Below are 16917 nucleotides of genomic sequence, written 5' to 3' on the forward strand. Positions count from 1 at the left end.
GCTTCTCTTTTTATTTTTTTTGGTATTTTTGTTACATGATGTTCAATTGGTTATCCCTTGTTACGGGATTTTTTTATATCGTCCTTGGAGGGGTTGTAATTTTTTACAAATTCTTCTTTACCGTTCTGGAGCCGGGCGTCGCCTATGCATTAGGTGCATTGCTTATTCTTTACGGTATTTTCAGGATTTACAGAGCGATTACAAGAATTAAAAGTTCAGGAAATGAAGAATAGCATTACAGTTATTATGCTGTTTTTTATTAGTGCTATAGCAGTAAGCTGTAAAAACGAAGACAAATCACCATCTTATCATAAGGGCGAAATGACGATTCTTACCGATGAATCGTTTAAAAGTGTTACTGAAGCTTTAGCGGAAGGATATATGATTAATTATCCAGAAACAAAGATTAAAGTTTCCACAAAGAAAGAAGACCTGGGGTTCCTTGATCTATTAAATGATAAGGCAAGAATTGTTGTCATGTCTAGAGATTTATCTCCGGAAGAAATGAAAACGTATAAAGAGCGTGTAGACCGTAATTTTTTACCGGCTCGGTTTGCTGCGGACGCAGTGATTTTCATTGTTCCTAAAAGTTCAACCAAGGAAAGTATTTCGATGGATGAAATAAATAAAGGGATGCAGTCTGAAAATAAAGAATTCATTTTCGACGGAGCGAATTCCAGCAATTTGAACTTTGTAGCCCAAAAGCTTAAAAAACAGCCCAAAGATTTAAAATTTTCCGTAATTCCGGGCAATAAAAATATTATCGAAGAGTTAAATAAATATCCTGATAAAATAGGAGTTATCGGCTTAAATACCTTCAGTCGTCCGTATGATAAGGAATCTGAGCAGTTGAGAAGTATGGTAAAGATCCTTCCTGTTGAAAGCAAAGGAAAACTGTACAATACGGATTATGAAAACCTTCGGAAAATGAATTATCCCTTTACCCGAATTTTGTATTTTTTAACAAATGAAGGAAATTTCAATATAGCCAATGGGTTTATCAGGTATTCCTGCACGCAGCTTGGGCAGATGATTGTTCAGAAGGAAGGATTACAGCCTTATAATATCTATAGGAGAGAGGTGCAGATGCGTTAAAAAGTATTAAATTAATCCTTTAACCAAGATAAATACAGTATTTTGGTCTGGAAATTGTGTAAATATAAATCGAAATTTAGATTTGAATTATAAAATGAAAGATATAATGAATATGAATGTAAAGAAGATTGCATTTGGAGCAGCAGTGGTGTTTTTTACCAACTTTGCCTTTGCGCAAACTGTACAGGACGGTATTAACAGTGTTGACAGTGATAAATATGCTCAGGCAAAAACTAATTTTACGAACATGATTGCTTCAGCGCCTACCGCTGAAAACTATTTCTACTTAGGAAATACTTATTTGAAACAAGGTGAGCCTGATTTTGCGGCTGCCACTGAAAATTTTAATAAAGGTCTTGCTGCAGACAGCAAAAGCTATTTGAATAAACTAGGTCTTGCGACAGTAAAACTTGGAAAAGGAGATAAAAATGCAGTAGCTGAAATCCAGAAAATTGTATCAGACTCCAGAGAGAAAGATGCGGAAGTATTGTTCAGAGCTGCAGAAGCACTGACTTTATTTGAGAAAAATAACTCTCCTGATCTTGCGATCCAGTTTCTAAATAAGGCAATTGAGAGAGCAGAGAAAAAAGGAGTTCCTGCTTACTACTATTACACTTTAGGTGATGCTTACCGTTTGAAGAGAATGCCTGGAGATGCGATGACTGCTTATGACAAAGCACTTCCTCTGGCAAAAAACAAAGCTTCGGTTTATACAAGAATCGGTACCCTTTGGATGGCTGCACAGCAGTGGCAACAAGCTAAAACAAGCATTGATAAAGCAATTACTACAGATCCAACATATGCGCCTGCTTATAAGGCATTAGCAGCGTATGACATCAGATACCAGCAAAATGCTAAAGCAACTCAGGATTTGATCAACTATACAAAATATGCTGATGAAGATCCTTATACGCAATTGGAAATTGCCAAACTTTATTTTACGAATGAAGATTATGCAAATTCTAAGCAGGTACTGGATAAAATCTTTGATAAAATCAATGATCCTATTAAATTTAAGTTGAGAGCTTATCAGTTGTATGCTAACGGTAACTATGCAGAAGCTAAGCAGAACCTGGATAATTTCATTTCTCAGGCTGAAAAATCAAGAGTACAGCCTGCCGATCAGGGACTTCAGGGCCTTATTGCAGCAGGTTTGGCAAAAACTGAAACTGATGCAGCTAAGAAAACAGCTTTAATGACAGAGGCTCAGCAAAAAGTAGCGATTGCAAAAGCGGCTAAAGACGAAACTTTAAAGTGGGATCTGGAACTAGTAAAGATTGCAGGAGGAGGAGCTTCTCAGGCTGATGTTGATGCCGGTCCTACAAACCCTACTATTGAAGGATTAAAACAAAAAGTTGCTGCAAATGCTCAGGATTCGGATTCTCTTTTCAAATTGGCAACTGCTTATCAGGATGCTAAAAACTGGAACGGTGCCATCTTAACATGGCAAAAAATGAATGCGCTTTTACCTGATTGGGCACCTGGATATTACAGTTTAGGATATTCTTACCAACAGGCAGGTAATAATGATGCAGCAAAAATTGCTTATGAGAAATTCATCAATACCGTAAAACCTGCTGACCAGGAAGCCAACAAGCAAACGTTAGCTTATGCTTATTTTGCAGTAGCATATATGAATAAAGATTCAGATCTTGCGAAAGCAAAAGATTATGTTGCAAAATCAGTTCAATTGGATCCTAATTATCAGGATGCTGTAAAACTGAATGCAGAAATCAACAAATAATTTAATATTTTAAATTAAAGATAGTAAGCTTCCCATTCTTTGTGTTTGGGAAGTTTTTATTTTAAGTCTTATCTTTGACCCTATGAAAACAGACATACTTGCTTTTGGTGCCCATCCGGACGATGTGGAATTGGGATGTGGAGGAACAATTGCCAAAATGGTTTCAGAAGGAAAAACCTGTGTAATCGTTGACCTTACTAAAGGAGAGCTTGGAACCCGTGGGACCGAAGAAACCAGAAAAGCGGAGGCTGCCGATTCAGCGGGAATTTTAGGAGTAGCTGCAAGGGAAAATCTTGGGATGAAAGACGGGTTTCTTGAAAATTCTGAAGAATATCAGATGAGGATCGTAAAAATGGTTCGCAAATATAGGCCTGAAATCGTCTTAGCCAATGCAATTGATGATAGACATCCGGATCATGCAAAAGGAGCGAAATTAGTATCGGATGCGTGCTTTTTAGCCGGCTTGAGGAAAATTGAAACGTTGTTGGATGGGGAAAATCAGGAGGTATGGAGAGACCGAAGCATATTTTCCATTACATTCAGTGGAAAAATATTGAGCCGGAATTCTGCATTGACATTTCCGAGCATCTTGATAAAAAAATTGCAGCCTGCATGGCTTTCAAAACACAGTTCTATGATCCGACTTCAAATGAACCGGAAACACCGATTACTTCAAAAGACTTTTATGAAAGCCTGACTTACCGGGCCCAGGATTTAGGGCGTTTATCGGGAGTTGCTTATGCTGAGGGATTTACGTCGGAGAAGTTAATTTCTTTGAAAAATTTTGATGGAATTGTTTGGTAGTTGTAAAATCTTTCCTATATTTGCACTCACAAAACGGTGATTGTAGCTCAGTTGGTTAGAGCGTCGGATTGTGGTTCCGAAGGTCGTGGGTTCGAGACCCATCATTCACCCAAAGAAAGTACACTTTTTAAAAGTGTACTTTTTTATTTTACAAGATTCCGAAATTCAATTTGATAATTTTATTGAGCGTTAAAGTGAATGTAAGAAATAGATATTGCACTTGGGATAAGCAATCCGGACCTAAATTTTTTGTTACAATCTCAAAAACAGTAATGCACAAAAAAAGCATCCTTTTTTCAGATGCTTGTGTTTTTAGAATTATTCTTTTTTAAACTTCGTCGTCAGAGTCAATGGTGTATGATCTGCTTTTGAAGTCTTTGTCATGCTTTTCTGATATTACATCCTCACCCTTTTCATTAATGATGAAATCTGTGGATTCATTAAACATCTCCTGAAAACTTTTAAAATCTTCCTTGTAAAGATAGATTTTGTGCTTCTCGAATGTAGCTTCTCCATTCTCCCCGAAATTCTTTTTGCTTTCGGTAATCGTAAGATAATAATCTCCTGCTTTCGTCTCGCGCACATCAAAGAAATAAGTTCTTCTCCCTGCTTTTAACACCTTTGTGAAAATTTCATTTTCGTGGCGTTCCTTGTATTCACTCATTGTTAGATATTTTTTAATCTTGTTAAGAACAAATATAAAAGTTTTCTTTTAATCACAAAATTTTTTTTATGATTTATTTAACATTTGTGAATGAATGGGCTATGCGGTTATGGAATTGTTAATTTCAGTCAGGTTAAGAATTTTATCAGCTCTCTGTGCGCTAGACTCTCTATGCGTGATGATTATCGAAGTTGCGTTGCGTATTTTACGGTCGATATTTTCAAGAATATTCTGTTCCGTTTCAGTATCCAGTGCAGATAGGGAATCGTCAAAAATAATGATGTTGGGATCCTTAATCAATGCCCTAGCGATACAGATCCTCTGTTTCTGTCCTCCCGAAAGCATGACGCCGCGTTCTCCAACCATAGTATTGTACTGTTCTTTAAATCCAACTATATTCTTATCCACATCGGCGATTTTGGCATATTCCACTACTTTTTCGTGTGATGGTTGATCTATTGCAAAACCGATATTGTGTTCGATAGAATCGGAGAAAAGATAACTTTCCTGTGGAATGTATCCGATATAATTCCGATAGTTTTCCAGATTATGGTCTTTCAGGTTTTTGCCGTCGATCAGGATTTCTCCTTCGGTAGGATCGATCAGGCGGCATAAGAGCAGAGCTATGGTGGATTTCCCGCTTCCGGTTTTTCCCATAATGGCCATCGATTCTCCGGCTTTAAGTGTAAAGCTCAGGTTGTCTAAAGCCCTGATCCCGGTATTCGGATATACATAAGAAACATTCCGGAACTCAATATCTCCTTTGATGCCGTATTTTTCAAAATTGGTATTAATTATCTCCGACTTTTTATTCATGAATTCATTAATTCTCTGCATCGATGCTTCAGCCCGCTGATTAACGGAAGTTACCCAGCCCACCATCGAAAATGGGAAGATCAGGGTGTTGATGTACATGAAAAAGTCTGCAATTTTACCGATGCTCAGTTCCCCAGCAATATATTTCTGCCCGCCGACCCAGATGATGGCTACATTCAATAGACCGATTACAAATAAAATAATGGTAAAGAAATACGCTTCGGTTTTTGCTAAATCCAATGCTTTATCCTGGTAGTCGGTTACTTTCGCACTGTAATTCTTTTTGATATAATTTTCTTTGGCAAAAAACTTTACCACGCGGATGCCTGAAAAACTGTCCTGTACGAAAGTAGAAATCCCCGACTGGCTTTTCTGCATGATCTTCGATTTCTTATTGATGATCGAACTTACCTTATAAATTGCAAAAGATAAAATAGGAAGCGGCAATAACGTCCAGAGGGTCATGGAAACATCCGTTTTAAGCATATAAATTGCAGTAATGACTACCAGAACGATCAGGTTGGCAACATACATCACTCCGGGACCCAGGTACATTCTCACAGCCACGACATCTTCACTCAGACGGTTCATCAAATCTCCGATCGTTGTCTGCTTATAATCCGTTAAAGATAAATCCTGGTAATGCCTGTAAATTTTATTTTTCAGTTCGTATTCTATTCTTCTTGAGGCTACAATAATGGTCTGCCGCATCATAAACGTAAAAAAACCTGTCAGTAAAGAACAGCCAACAATAATGGCGACATAAATAAGAACCTGTCTGTTAAAGCCCAGATTCCCGTTTTTCGTAAGTTCATCTACGGATTTCCCGACAAACTGAACTTTATATATGTTGAAAAAATTACTGGCAATAATGAATAATACTCCCCAAAACAGCAGTATTTTGTGCTTCCAGAAGTAGGGGTTTAATGTTTTTAGCGCTTTCATAAAGTTTCACAAAATTACAAAAATGTCATCAGACTACGAATTTCATAAATTTTAAATTTTGTATCTTTGCACCCATAAAAAAGCTCTTTGAATGTTAGGAAGACGACAAATCCGTGAAAAAGTAGTACAGACCGTGTATTCTTATTATCAGAATCCTGTGAAGTTTGATGTGTTAGAGAAAAACATGTTCGCCGGAATAGAGAAAATCTATCATCTCTATATCTATGAACTGAATTTCCTTGTTTCTCTGAAAGAACTGGCAGAAAATCAGATCGAAATCGGAAAAAATAAATATCTGAAAACCGATGCTGATATTAATCCTAACCAAAAATTCATCAACAATCAAGTTTTAATTAAATTGGAAGAAAATCCTGAGAGGTTATTTTTCACAGGACAGCACAAACAATTGAAATGGGACCTGCATGATGATCTTTTGGTGAAAACGTTCCAGAGAATTACGGCAGGAAAACGTTATCAGGATTTTATGAAAGAAGAAGGCTATTCTTTCGAAGATGATCAGAAGTTTATCGGGAAATTATTTTTAAGATATATTGCTGAAAATGATGATTTCCACGATTATCTTGGAGATAAGGAACTTTCCTGGTATGATGATATTCATATTGCCAATTCCATGGTGCAGAAGACCATCGGTTTCCTGAAAGAAGATGAAGAAAGCCGTACTTTAATTAAAATGATTAAAGACGACGAGGATAAAACGTTTGCCATCAAATTATTAAGAAACACGCTGGACAGTTGGGAAAACAACGAAAAGAAACTGGAGGAAAGGCTTGAAAACTGGGACCTGGAGAGGGTTTCTTTAATGGATAAAGTGATTCTTTCGACAGCAATTGCGGAGCTGGATAACTTTCCTTTTACGCCTTCAAGAGTTATCATCAACGAATATATCGAGATTGCAAAAGTATTTGCAACAGACCGTTCCAATATATTTATTAACGGTATTTTAGATAAGTATTGTAAAGATTTAAACAGAATATAAAAATATTGTCATATGAAAAAAACGTTATCAATAATCGCTTTGTCTGTGATGGCCTTTGGAATGGTTTCATGCAAAAAAGAGAATAAGGAAACTACAGGAACGGAAACGGCTACAACGGCTACTGATTCTACAACTGCGGCTGCTTCTGCACCGATGGGTGATTCTGCTGCTGTAGCTCCGGCTACAGAACAGACTGCTGCTACTCCTGCTTCCAATCAGCCTTTAACAACGGTAGCTCTTTCGGAAAGCAATTTCGACTTCGGGAAAATTAAAAAGGGTGAGAAAGTGCAACACGTTTATGAAATTACAAATACGGGAAGCAACCCATTGGTTATTTCTGAAGTAAAGCCGGGCTGTGGATGTACTGCTCCTGATTTCACCAAAGAACCGATTATGCCTGGTAAAAAAGGAAAAATCACGTTACATTTCGATTCTACCAACTTTGACGGAAATGTGAGCAAGTTTGCTGATGTATTTGCCAATGTAGAAAAAATGCCGATTAAATTAACTTTCACTGCGAATATTCAACCATAAGATCATGAATTTACTATCAATCTTTTTACAGGCTCCGGCTCAGGGAGGAAACTCCATGATGCTGATCATGATGGGGGTAATGTTTGTCGGATTTTATTTCCTGATGATCAGACCGCAGATGAGAAAGCAGAAACAGGAGAAAAACTTCCAGGAAACGCTTAAAGTAGGAACAAGAGTTGTGCTTACTTCCGGTCTTCATGGAAGAATCGCTCAGGTTCAGGATGACGGGTTTGTTATTGAAACCTTATCCGGAAAACTGAAATTTGAGAAAGCGGCTGTTTCCAGAGAATTTACGGAAGCCCGTTTCGGCGATAAAGCCAAAGCTGCTGAAAAAACTGCCGATAAAACAACTGACAAAAAAGAAATCGACCTGGAGAAAAAATAATTTTTCCGGATTCAAAATAATATTTCGTTTCGGCGGGATAAGCACTGCTTATCCCGCCGAAATTTTAGAGGGTAATATTGGAAGCCTTTTCTTTCTGCAAGAATCTATTTGTGTTCATTAGTGAGAAACATTCGTGAAATTAGTGTTTAAACAAATATCTTTGCCCCATGAATCAAAGCACAGACAAAACCGTTCTCATCCTCGGTGCCAATTCCGATGTTGCCAAACAAAGTATTAAGCAATATATTGAAAAAGGGTTTTCCGTTATTGCGGCTTCCAGAAATACAGCATCATTGGATAAATTTATATCGGAAAATAATCTGAACTTAAAAGTGACGGTCCTGTCTTTTGATGCGGTGGATTTTGATTCTCACCAAAAATTTTATAGTGAATTGCCGGCAAAGCCTCATATCGTTGTCTACGCCGCCGGATTTTTAGTGGATAATGAAACGGCTTTAAAAGATTTTAAGGGTGCGCAACAGATGATGATGGTGAATTATATGGGCGCCGTTTCCATTCTGAATATCATTGCGACGGATAAAAGCAATAAAAATTTAGAAAGAATCATCGGACTATCTTCGCTTTCAGGAGTTCGCGGACGGAAAAGCAATTTTGTTTACGGAAGCACAAAGGCCGCTTTTACTACCTATTTAGCCGGATTAAGACAGGAATTGGCTTCAAGAAATATTAAAGTCAACGCTTTGGTCATTGGCTACATCCGCACCAAAATCAACGAAGGACTTCAACTGAATGAATCCCTGATCATGGAGCCGGATTATGTCGCCAGATTCATTGTCAATGCCGGAAATTCTTTCACCATTGTTCCGAATTTTAAATGGAAACTCATTTATCTGATTCTGAAAGTACTGCCGGAAAGCTTGGTGGCGAAATTGCCATAGCTATCTTTTTAATTTAGATTTTTGTTTAATAATATCTAAAACGTCTGAATATTGTTCAGTTTCTTCTTTGTTAAGCAGAAATGTAAATTCGGCTCCCAGATTGACAAAAATTAAAAGTGTTTCCTTATAAATATTGTAAGTAACTTTTCCCCAAACGCTTCTTAAGTCATATTGCTCACATTTAATATGCAAGGACTGCTTATCTAAGAGTAATTCTATTGTAGTATCAAACTTTTTAAGTTCATTAATATGCTCATTAATTTTAGAAATATAATTTACTTTATTGAAATAAAAAGTGATTCCATATAGTATAGAGTAGAGTATTAGAAAAAATCCTACAAATTTTAAAAAATCAAGTCTGTTTCTATAACCGTCAAAAATATTATCAATTATAAAAAAGAGTATACTTAAAAATAGGAAATTCTTTAATATTGAAGGTAACTTTTTCTTCCAGGAATAGTAAAAATGCTTTTTAAGTTGCTTTCTTGTGATTTCTTCATTAAAGTTTATTAAAACTTTCAGAGGCTTTTCCATAGGGTTTAGTTTGCCCAAAAATAACCAATTACTCCAAGTTCTGCAATAGTTCCAAAGCCTTCATCATATCAATTCCCTTCCCTAAAACCGGCTTAAATAAATCCCCTTTCGCTTCAATTCTTTCCAATGCGTTGTGAATGTTGAAATCGATAGGTTTTAAGCCTTTTTTCAGTTCATTCCACTCCAGAGGCATGGAAACGGAAGCTCCTTCTTTCGGACGGATGCTGTAGGCACTTGCCAGAGTTTGTCCACTCCGGTTTTGTAAATAATCGAGGTAGATCTTTTTATCGTCCCGCTTCTGCAGGCTTCTTTCCAGCGTAGTGATTTCCGGAAGTCTGTCATGCACCTGTTTCATCAGAATATGGGCAAAATCTTTTACCTGGTCGAAATCATATTTTCCGCCCATCGGAATATAAATATGGATTCCTGTGCTACCAGAAGTTTTGCAGTAGCCTTCGATCTTAACGGATTTCAAGACTTCGTTTACTTGTAAAGCGGTCTCAATGACATCATCAAACGTATTTTTCTTTGACGGGTCAAGATCCAGCACTAAAAAATCAGGGTGCTCCAGGTCGGGAAGAGAAGCGTTCCAGGGATTCATATCAATACAGCCTAAATTATTCAGGTAGGCCAGCGTTGCCTTGTCGTTACAGTAAATATAGTCGATGTCTTTATCATTCGATTCCGAATACACCTGCGTCGTCTTGATCCAGTCCGGAATATTGTCGCTTGCATCTTTCTGATAAAAGTTCTGCTCTTCGATGCCGTTGGGAAAACGGTTTAGGGAAAGCGGACGGTTTTTCAGATGGGGTAAAATATAATCGGCCACCGACTGGTAATATTCGATCACGTCGCCTTTAGTAATGCCGTCTTTTGGAAAATAAATCTTATCTTGGTTGGTCAGTTTTACTTTATGGCGGTTCAGGGTAATTTCTTTTTCGTTTTCAGAAGGTTTTGTTTTTTTAGGAGCAGTCGTTTTCATAGTAATGATGTTTGAAGTCTCTTTTAGTCCTTTAGCAGGGCCTTTAACCTCTTCAGGTTCTTTATCTTCACGGATCGCCACAAAAACCGGGTGCCTGAAAATCCCATCTTTTGTAATTTCGGAATATTTGATTTCGCAGACGATATCAGGTTGTGTCCAGGTAACCGGCATATTGGTTTTCGGAGCTTTATCGAAAGGGGATGTTTTTGTCGTGATTTTTTCCAGTCTTTCCAGAATTTCATGAATCCGTTCGCGGTTGAATCCCGTTCCGGTATGTCCGCAGTAGATCAGCTGATCACCGATATATTTCCCCAGGATAAGGGCACCAAAGCCTTCCCGTGAGCCGCGTGGCTCCGTAAATCCGCAAATAATAGCCTCTTCGGTATTGCTGAATTTAATCTTCAGCCAGTCGGTGGTGCGGTGGTCTTCGACGTATGGGCTGTTGGCTTTTTTGGCAATCATCCCCTCCAGCTTCATCTTACGCATCTGGTTGAAAAAATCGATTCCTTTTTCCGGAATATGGTCACAGTATTTAATTACATCCGTTTCGATCAGTGCTTCTTTCAACAGTTCTTTCCGCTGTATCAGCGGCAGTTGTTCCGTCGAGTGGCCGTTCAGCCATAAAATATCAAAAACCTGATAGGTTAAAGCCATATCTGGGTTGTCGCCGATCTGCTGTAAAAGCTGGAAGTTAGGCTTTCCATATTCATCATACGCCACAATTTCCCCGTCCAGAATCATGTGATGAATCTGATTCTCGAAATCACGTGATACCTTTTCGAATTTTGATAAAAAAGAAATTCCGTTTCGGGAGTAGAAGAGGGGCTCTTCCTGGCTGAGGTCGGCGACGGCACGGTATCCGTCCCATTTTATTTCGAAAACCCAGTCGGGATCATCAAAGGCTTCATTAGTCAGCTTGGCCAGCATCGGCTTGATGTAGTTTTCAATCTTTTTTTCGCCGGCCAAAGAATTGAAATGTTGAAAATCAGGTTTCGTTTCTTTAGTTAATGTGCTTTTTTGCTGCTTTTTGGGCTTTTTTTTTTCCTCTAAAAATTTCGTTACTTGAGAGCTTTTGGAAATATGGTCTTCCGAATCATAATCCTCTTCTGCAAAATCATCTTTATGTTTGATGAGTAACCAGGAGTTCTCGTCGGTATTTTTCATTTTAACCAATGCAAATTCGCCTTTCAATTTTTTTCCGTGAAGAATAAATTTCAGAGATCCTGCATTCAGTTCTTTCAGCAATTCTTTTTCGTCGGATAAATTGGAATGGTTATCCAAAGGTTCATAAGTGCCGCTGTCCCAGATTTCCACCTGTCCGGCTCCGTAGTTGCCTTCCGGAATATTCCCTTCAAAATCTTTATAATCATACGGGTGATCCTCCACCATCATGGCCAGGCGTTTATCTTTCGGATCCAGTGAAGGTCCTTTCGGTACGGCCCAGCTTTTCAATACACCATCCATTTCCAGGCGGAAATCATAATGGAGCCTCGAAGCCGCATGCCGTTGAATCACAAAAACAAGCTTGTCTTTACTTCTTTTTGTTTTGCCTTCAGGCTCGCTGGTTTCATCAAATTTTCTTTTTGAATTGTAGTCTTTAAGAGCCATTACGATGCGTTTTTAGATTTGGGATTCTGTAAGCTGGCTTTTAACTGAGCCATCAGGTCAATCACTTTACCTTCTTTGGCAGGTTCCGCTTTTTTGGCTTTTACGGTTTTACCTTTCGCTTTCTGGTTGATGATCTTCATTAAAGATTCGGAATACGTATCTTTATACATTTCAGGATCGAATTCCTGTGAAAGCTGTTCAATCAGGCTGACGGCCATTTTAAGCTCTGCGGGTTTCGGCGGTTTTTTAGCCGGAATCTTGAGATCACTGTAATCTCTGATCTCCTGGGCAAATCGTAAACGGTTTAAAACCAATACCTCATCGTTGTAGGGACGGATCATTCCGATAGCCTCACTTTCTCGCAGAACGAAGGTTCCTACGCCTACCATTTCAGTTTTAGCCAATGCTTTCAGAAGAAGTCGATAGGCATTTTCACCGTTTTTCTGTGGTTCGAGATAATAAGGATTTTCAAAATAAACCGAATCCACTTCATCTTCTTTTACAAACTGGTCAATCGAAAGGATCTTCGACTTTTCAGGGCTTGCCGCCTCATAGTCTTCTTCATCAAGAATGATGTATTTATCATCCATGAGATAGCCTTTGACGATATTTTCCCATTTCACTTCCTTACCTGTATTTTCATTCACCCTTTTAAACCGGATGTTTGAGAAATCAGATTTGTCGAGCATATCCAAATCCAGTTTGGTTGTCTCGATGGCAGAATAAATTTTTACGGGAATATTGACCAGTCCAAAGCCAATGGCGCCGTTCCAGATTGCTTTCATTGTACTTTATTTTGTTTAAAGCGTACAATGTTTGTGCCGATGGAGAAATATTTGTGGGGTGTGGCGTGGATTAAATTTTTTTAAATTGAGTCTTAGATTCAAGATACTCAATGGTTTTGGTAAGATTTTCTTTGTCGATATTGTTTTTATCCAATATAAAGTTTAAAGCAGAAAAAGCCGTAATATAAAGATATTGATTATCTAAAATACAATAAGTAATTTCACTCCAGAGAAATTTGAATTCAGATTTATAATTTTTAAATGAGAAATGAGTAGGTGAAAATTCCCAGATTACATCTTTAGAATTTTTTCCGAGATCCAAAACTTCTCGGTTTATGATTGCATTAAACCTCTTCCTGTCTTTACTGTATACTGAATAATAATAAATATAATTCATGCATGTTATAATTCCGGATCCTGCGAATAACCCTGCAATGCCATAATCTTGAGTCAAAAAGAAAATTATGGACATACAGATTAAAATAATTCCACCAAGGAGATTTTTATTATTTTTTTCGAGTTTAGATTCCCATATTCTTTTAAACTCATATGAATTGATCTTCCTTAAAATCTCTTCTGAGTTTGGCGTATTGTAGGTAAGTAATTCCTGGTTCATAGTAATAGTAACAAAAAAGCGGAGAAAAATTCTCCGCTTCTAATTTATGATTTTAAATTCAATTGCAATTCCAGTTCGTCCAGCTGTTCGTTGGCGATGGCAGCCGGTGCGTCGATCATTACATCCCGTCCCGAATTGTTTTTAGGGAAAGCGATATAATCCCGGATCACCTCATTTCCGTCGAGGATCGCTACCAGACGGTCGAAACCGAAGGCCAGTCCACCGTGAGGAGGAGCTCCGTATTTGAAGGCATTCATTAAGAATCCGAACTGGGCTTCCGCTTCTTCTTTGCTGAAACCTAGCAGGTCGAACATTTTAGACTGTAAATCTTTATCAAAAATCCTGATGGAACCTCCGCCAATTTCGTTTCCGTTTAGTACCATATCGTAAGCATTGGCTCTTGCTTTCCCCGGATCGGTTTCCAGCAGGTGGATGTCTTCCGGTTTCGGAGAGGTGAAAGGGTGGTGCATCGCATGGTAACGGCCGCTTTCCTCATCAAATTCCAATAACGGGAAGTCGACTACCCAAAGCGGGGCGAATTCGTTTCCTTTTCTCAGTCCTAATCGGTTTCCAAGCTCCATTCTTAAAGCAGAAAGCTGAGTTCTTACTTTGTGTTCGTTCCCGGAAAGGATCAGCATCAGATCGCCTTCTTTAGCTCCGAATTTCTCGATGATCTTGGCTAAATCTTCTTCGCTGTAGAATTTATTCACGGAAGAAGTTTTTACGCCGTCGTTCTGGAATTTTACCCAAACCATTCCGGAAGCACCGATCTGTGGCCTTTTTACCCAATCTACCAGTTCGTCGATCTGTTTTCTGGTATATTCAGCGCAACCTTCTACGTTGATTCCGACAACCAGTTCCGCTTCATCAAATATTTTAAAGTCTTTTCCTTTTACCAGGTCGTTCAGTTCCACGAACTCCATTCCGAAACGGATATCCGGCTTATCGTTCCCGTATTTCTGCATCGCATCAGCAAAAGTCATTCTTGGGAAATCCCCGAATTCCTGTCCGGTAATATCTTTCAATAGATTCTTGGTCATCCCTTCGAAAACATTCATCACATCTTCCTGCTCCACGAAAGCCATTTCACAATCGATCTGGGTGAATTCCGGCTGACGGTCGGCTCTTAAATCCTCATCACGGAAACATTTTACGATCTGGAAATATTTATCCATTCCGCCTACCATTAGCAATTGCTTAAAGGTTTGCGGAGACTGGGGAAGTGCATAAAACTGTCCCGGGTTCATCCGGCTCGGAACCACGAAATCCCTTGCGCCTTCCGGAGTTGACTTGATCAGAACCGGAGTTTCCACCTCAATAAATCCGTTATCCGAAAGATAATTTCTCACTTTCTGCGCCATTTGGTGTCGGAAGATCAGCTTCTCTTTAACCGGATTTCTTCTGATGTCCAGGTATCGGTATTTCATTCTCAGTTCTTCACCGCCATCCGTTTCATCCTCAATCGTAAATGGAGGAAGCTGCGATTCGTTGAGCACCGTTAATTTTTCAACTAAAATTTCAATTTCTCCGGTTGGAATATTCGGGTTTTTACTTACCCTTTCAATCACTTTTCCGGTTACCTGAATTACAAATTCACGCCCCAGCTTTTTAGCATTTTCCATCAGTTCCGCAGTAGAACGCTCCTGGTCGAAAACCAGCTGGGTAATTCCGTAACGATCCCGGAGATCTATCCAAATCATAAATCCTTTATCCCGGATGGTCTGTACCCATCCTGAAAGGGTTACTTCTTCATTAAGATTTTTAAGAGACAATTCTCCGTTGGTGTGCGATCGAAACATAAATTATTTGTTTAAAGTTCAAGGTTTAAAGTTCATATCCGAACTTTGAATTTTCCGTTGGCAAAGATAAGATTTTTGGAGGTTTTAAAAACAAAAAAACTCCCCGAAGGAAGTTTTAGAATATTATTTTTAAAATTTTTACAGGATCAGGGCTACTGTTGCCTGTTTGTTTTTCAGCGCATAGTCTTTTGCGGTTTTTCCTTTGCTGTCTTTGGTATCCTTTTTTGCCCCATATTTGATCAGCATTTTGGCGGCATCCATATTTCCTGCCGTCGCAGCATACATCAGTGGCGTTACGTCGTTGCAGGATTTATTAACGTCTGTGCTTTTCACCAATTCGTTGAATGCATTTGTTTTATTATTCTTGATACTCAAAGAAAGCAGGTTCATCGAGATTCCGTTTACCTTATAGCATTTTGAAAAATCTTCCTGGCTGAAAACTTTCTGAATATTTTCCACATGATCCGTCTGGAATGCTTTTAACTGTTCTGCGGATAATTCCTGGGCAAACAGTCCGTTTGCGAAAACAGAAAGGCCGAATAGCAGGGTAGCCGTAATTATTTTTTTCATAAAACTTGATTTATCTAAAGAATATACAAAGCTAAATAAAATTTTCTGATCCATGTTGCTAATTATTAATCCATTTGGTTGCTTTTTTCTGAAAACTCCGCATTCTGAAAACTGAAATACCAGAATTAAAGTATTTTATAAAAAATCCGGAACCTGATGAAAGGCTCCGGAGAAGTTTTGTGTTGTGGTTGTGTGAATAGAAATAATCATATTCAGACAGCTGAGAGAAGTGTGATTTAATTCTTCTTCACGGGTATTAGTTTCTGAGGACAAAAGTAGCTTATCTCACAGAGGTTTGATAAGGTCTGACTTTTGATTTATGGTATTTTATTATTCACATGCAGGATTTTAACAAATTGTTTTGAATTATTTTCACAAAAGTTCTTAATTTTTGACATATTCCAGAATATCCCCGGGTTGACAGTCCAAAGCTTTGCAGATGGCTTCCAGAGTAGAAAGTTTAACGGCTTTTGCTTTTCCCGTTTTTAAAATAGAAAGATTAGCCTGGGTAATCCCGATTTTTTCGGCAAGTTCCTGCGACTGCATTTTACGTCTGGCAAGCATGACGTCTACGTTGATGATAATCGGCATATTTTAAATTGTTAAATCATTTTCAGTTTTAAGATCAACGGCCTGTTTATAGACTTGTGCTATAATATATATTATTGCAGATCCTAAACACAACTGAAAATTTTGATTATCAATGCTTAGATTAAAAGATATATGATCAAATAATTTTTCTGTAATTATATCGCTTATAATCGAAAAGCATCCTAAAGCTAAAGTATAACCAGCAATTTTTAAAATGATATTATAAATTTCTATTGAAAAAGGGCTTTTTATCTGGATTTTATTCGCCAGCTTCAAAACATTTAAAAACAATAAGGTTTGTAAGGTTCCAAGAATGAGTGTTATAACAAGTATCACGATTGAAATTTCTTTTTTAAGCGATTGAATATCTTTTACGTGTAATCTTTTAATATTTATTTTTAAATTATTCAGAATTTCTGCATCAAAACCAAATATCTTTTTAATTAGTAAAATGCTTAAAACTAGGAGTGTTATACATAAAATGATTATATACAGCCATAAAAAAACGATAAGGATATTAAGAATTGAAGAGTGGTAATTTTTCATTTT

Annotated in this window: 17 protein-coding genes, 1 tRNA gene and 1 pseudogene; 9 read left to right on the top strand and 10 right to left on the bottom strand. The window is 37.9% G+C overall.

The window, feature by feature from the left end; genetic code table 11:
- Positions 1-35 precede the first annotated feature (35 nt).
- The 5 genes and pseudogenes from QE422_RS04620 (at position 36) to QE422_RS04640 (ending at position 3754) form a co-directional block, all read left to right on the top strand.
- Positions 36-233: a C4-dicarboxylate ABC transporter gene (locus tag QE422_RS04620; protein WP_307455472.1), complete on the top strand. Its 198-nt coding sequence runs from the start codon at positions 36-38 to the stop codon at positions 231-233.
- A complete protein-coding gene (locus tag QE422_RS04625) occupies positions 223-1095 on the top strand; it encodes a PstS family phosphate ABC transporter substrate-binding protein (protein WP_307455474.1) in 873 nt (290 codons plus the stop codon). Before QE422_RS04620 ends, QE422_RS04625 begins: the two co-directional genes overlap by 11 nt.
- 94 nt (positions 1096-1189) lie before the next feature.
- Positions 1190-2839, top strand: coding sequence for a tetratricopeptide repeat protein (locus tag QE422_RS04630; protein WP_307455476.1), 1650 nt, complete (start codon positions 1190-1192; stop codon positions 2837-2839).
- Positions 2840-2921: 82 nt separating this feature from the next.
- Positions 2922-3643, top strand: a pseudogene (gene bshB1 / locus QE422_RS04635) (bacillithiol biosynthesis deacetylase BshB1).
- A gap of 35 nt (positions 3644-3678) precedes the next feature.
- Positions 3679-3754, top strand: a tRNA-His gene (locus QE422_RS04640).
- Positions 3755-3971: 217 nt separating this feature from the next.
- On the opposite strand, the gene QE422_RS04645 is transcribed toward QE422_RS04640, so the two are convergent.
- Both QE422_RS04645 and QE422_RS04650 read right to left on the bottom strand, forming a co-directional pair.
- Positions 3972-4307, bottom strand: a complete 336-nt coding sequence (locus QE422_RS04645; protein WP_002976288.1) for a DUF3276 family protein — start codon at positions 4305-4307, stop codon at positions 3972-3974.
- A gap of 99 nt (positions 4308-4406) precedes the next feature.
- A complete protein-coding gene (locus QE422_RS04650) occupies positions 4407-6068 on the bottom strand; it encodes an ABC transporter ATP-binding protein (RefSeq protein ID WP_307455479.1) in 1662 nt (553 codons plus the stop codon).
- A 91-nt stretch (positions 6069-6159) separates the two neighbouring features.
- Here QE422_RS04650 and QE422_RS04655 point away from each other — a divergent pair, with 91 nt between their 5' ends.
- From QE422_RS04655 to QE422_RS04670, 4 genes are all read left to right on the top strand, one after another.
- The gene (locus QE422_RS04655) at positions 6160-7065 is read left to right on the top strand and encodes a transcription antitermination protein NusB (RefSeq protein ID WP_307455482.1); all 906 of its coding nucleotides are present in this window, start codon (positions 6160-6162) and stop codon (positions 7063-7065) included.
- Between the two features lie 12 nt (positions 7066-7077).
- Entirely contained in the window at positions 7078-7599 is a 522-nt protein-coding gene (locus QE422_RS04660; protein WP_307455484.1) for a DUF1573 domain-containing protein, read from the top strand.
- Between the two features lie 4 nt (positions 7600-7603).
- Positions 7604-7984: a preprotein translocase subunit YajC gene (gene yajC, locus QE422_RS04665; protein WP_294301981.1), complete on the top strand. Its 381-nt coding sequence runs from the start codon at positions 7604-7606 to the stop codon at positions 7982-7984.
- 167 nt (positions 7985-8151) lie between these two features.
- Positions 8152-8883, top strand: a complete 732-nt coding sequence (locus QE422_RS04670) for an SDR family NAD(P)-dependent oxidoreductase (RefSeq protein WP_307455487.1) — start codon at positions 8152-8154, stop codon at positions 8881-8883.
- Here the strand turns inward: QE422_RS04670 and QE422_RS04675 are convergent, their stop codons facing one another.
- The 8 genes from QE422_RS04675 to QE422_RS04710 form a co-directional block, all read right to left on the bottom strand.
- Positions 8884-9417, bottom strand: a complete 534-nt coding sequence (locus QE422_RS04675) for a hypothetical protein (protein WP_307455488.1) — start codon at positions 9415-9417, stop codon at positions 8884-8886. It abuts the gene before it with no gap.
- Positions 9418-9445: 28 nt separating this feature from the next.
- Positions 9446-12007 carry a DNA ligase D gene (ligD, locus tag QE422_RS04680; protein ID WP_307455490.1) on the bottom strand — a complete coding sequence of 854 codons (2562 nt, stop codon included), beginning with the start codon at positions 12005-12007 and terminating at the stop codon, positions 9446-9448.
- Positions 12007-12792, bottom strand: coding sequence for a Ku protein (locus QE422_RS04685; RefSeq protein ID WP_307455493.1), 786 nt, complete (start codon positions 12790-12792; stop codon positions 12007-12009). Before QE422_RS04685 ends, ligD begins: the two co-directional genes overlap by 1 nt.
- A gap of 70 nt (positions 12793-12862) precedes the next feature.
- Complete coding sequence (locus QE422_RS04690) at positions 12863-13408, bottom strand: hypothetical protein (protein WP_307455495.1); 546 nt, start codon at positions 13406-13408, stop codon at positions 12863-12865.
- Between the two features lie 44 nt (positions 13409-13452).
- A complete protein-coding gene (gene aspS / locus QE422_RS04695) occupies positions 13453-15207 on the bottom strand; it encodes an aspartate--tRNA ligase (protein ID WP_307455498.1) in 1755 nt (584 codons plus the stop codon).
- 138 nt (positions 15208-15345) lie between these two features.
- Positions 15346-15777, bottom strand: coding sequence for an ankyrin repeat domain-containing protein (locus QE422_RS04700; RefSeq protein WP_307455500.1), 432 nt, complete (start codon positions 15775-15777; stop codon positions 15346-15348).
- Between the two features lie 384 nt (positions 15778-16161).
- Positions 16162-16368 (bottom strand): helix-turn-helix transcriptional regulator, encoded by a 207-nt coding sequence (locus QE422_RS04705; RefSeq protein WP_294202265.1) that lies wholly within the window; start codon positions 16366-16368, stop codon positions 16162-16164.
- 3 nt (positions 16369-16371) lie between these two features.
- On the bottom strand, positions 16372-16914 hold the full coding sequence (locus QE422_RS04710; protein ID WP_307455503.1) for a hypothetical protein: 543 nt from the start codon (positions 16912-16914) through the stop codon (positions 16372-16374).
- Positions 16915-16917 lie beyond the last annotated feature (3 nt).

This window comes from Chryseobacterium sp. SORGH_AS_0447, assembly GCF_030818695.1.
Taxonomy (GTDB): domain Bacteria; phylum Bacteroidota; class Bacteroidia; order Flavobacteriales; family Weeksellaceae; genus Chryseobacterium.

What these genes read in the sequence shown, in the direction of transcription:
- aspS (WP_307455498.1), bottom strand. Translation starts at nt 15,207, where the DNA reads ATGTTTCGATCGCACACCAACGGAGAATTGTCTCTTAAAAATCTTAAT.
- QE422_RS04660 (WP_307455484.1), top strand. Translation starts at nt 7,078, where the DNA reads ATGAAAAAAACGTTATCAATAATCGCTTTGTCTGTGATGGCCTTTGGA.
- QE422_RS04620 (WP_307455472.1), top strand. Translation starts at nt 36, where the DNA reads ATGATGTTCAATTGGTTATCCCTTGTTACGGGATTTTTTTATATCGTC.
- QE422_RS04685 (WP_307455493.1), bottom strand. Translation starts at nt 12,792, where the DNA reads ATGAAAGCAATCTGGAACGGCGCCATTGGCTTTGGACTGGTCAATATT.
- ligD (WP_307455490.1), bottom strand. Translation starts at nt 12,007, where the DNA reads ATGGCTCTTAAAGACTACAATTCAAAAAGAAAATTTGATGAAACCAGC.
- QE422_RS04705 (WP_294202265.1), bottom strand. Translation starts at nt 16,368, where the DNA reads ATGCCGATTATCATCAACGTAGACGTCATGCTTGCCAGACGTAAAATG.
- QE422_RS04690 (WP_307455495.1), bottom strand. Translation starts at nt 13,408, where the DNA reads ATGAACCAGGAATTACTTACCTACAATACGCCAAACTCAGAAGAGATT.
- QE422_RS04670 (WP_307455487.1), top strand. Translation starts at nt 8,152, where the DNA reads ATGAATCAAAGCACAGACAAAACCGTTCTCATCCTCGGTGCCAATTCC.
- QE422_RS04675 (WP_307455488.1), bottom strand. Translation starts at nt 9,417, where the DNA reads ATGGAAAAGCCTCTGAAAGTTTTAATAAACTTTAATGAAGAAATCACA.
- QE422_RS04630 (WP_307455476.1), top strand. Translation starts at nt 1,190, where the DNA reads ATGAAAGATATAATGAATATGAATGTAAAGAAGATTGCATTTGGAGCA.
- QE422_RS04645 (WP_002976288.1), bottom strand. Translation starts at nt 4,307, where the DNA reads ATGAGTGAATACAAGGAACGCCACGAAAATGAAATTTTCACAAAGGTG.
- QE422_RS04710 (WP_307455503.1), bottom strand. Translation starts at nt 16,914, where the DNA reads ATGAAAAATTACCACTCTTCAATTCTTAATATCCTTATCGTTTTTTTA.
- yajC (WP_294301981.1), top strand. Translation starts at nt 7,604, where the DNA reads ATGAATTTACTATCAATCTTTTTACAGGCTCCGGCTCAGGGAGGAAAC.
- QE422_RS04655 (WP_307455482.1), top strand. Translation starts at nt 6,160, where the DNA reads ATGTTAGGAAGACGACAAATCCGTGAAAAAGTAGTACAGACCGTGTAT.
- QE422_RS04700 (WP_307455500.1), bottom strand. Translation starts at nt 15,777, where the DNA reads ATGAAAAAAATAATTACGGCTACCCTGCTATTCGGCCTTTCTGTTTTC.
- QE422_RS04650 (WP_307455479.1), bottom strand. Translation starts at nt 6,068, where the DNA reads ATGAAAGCGCTAAAAACATTAAACCCCTACTTCTGGAAGCACAAAATA.
- QE422_RS04625 (WP_307455474.1), top strand. Translation starts at nt 223, where the DNA reads ATGAAGAATAGCATTACAGTTATTATGCTGTTTTTTATTAGTGCTATA.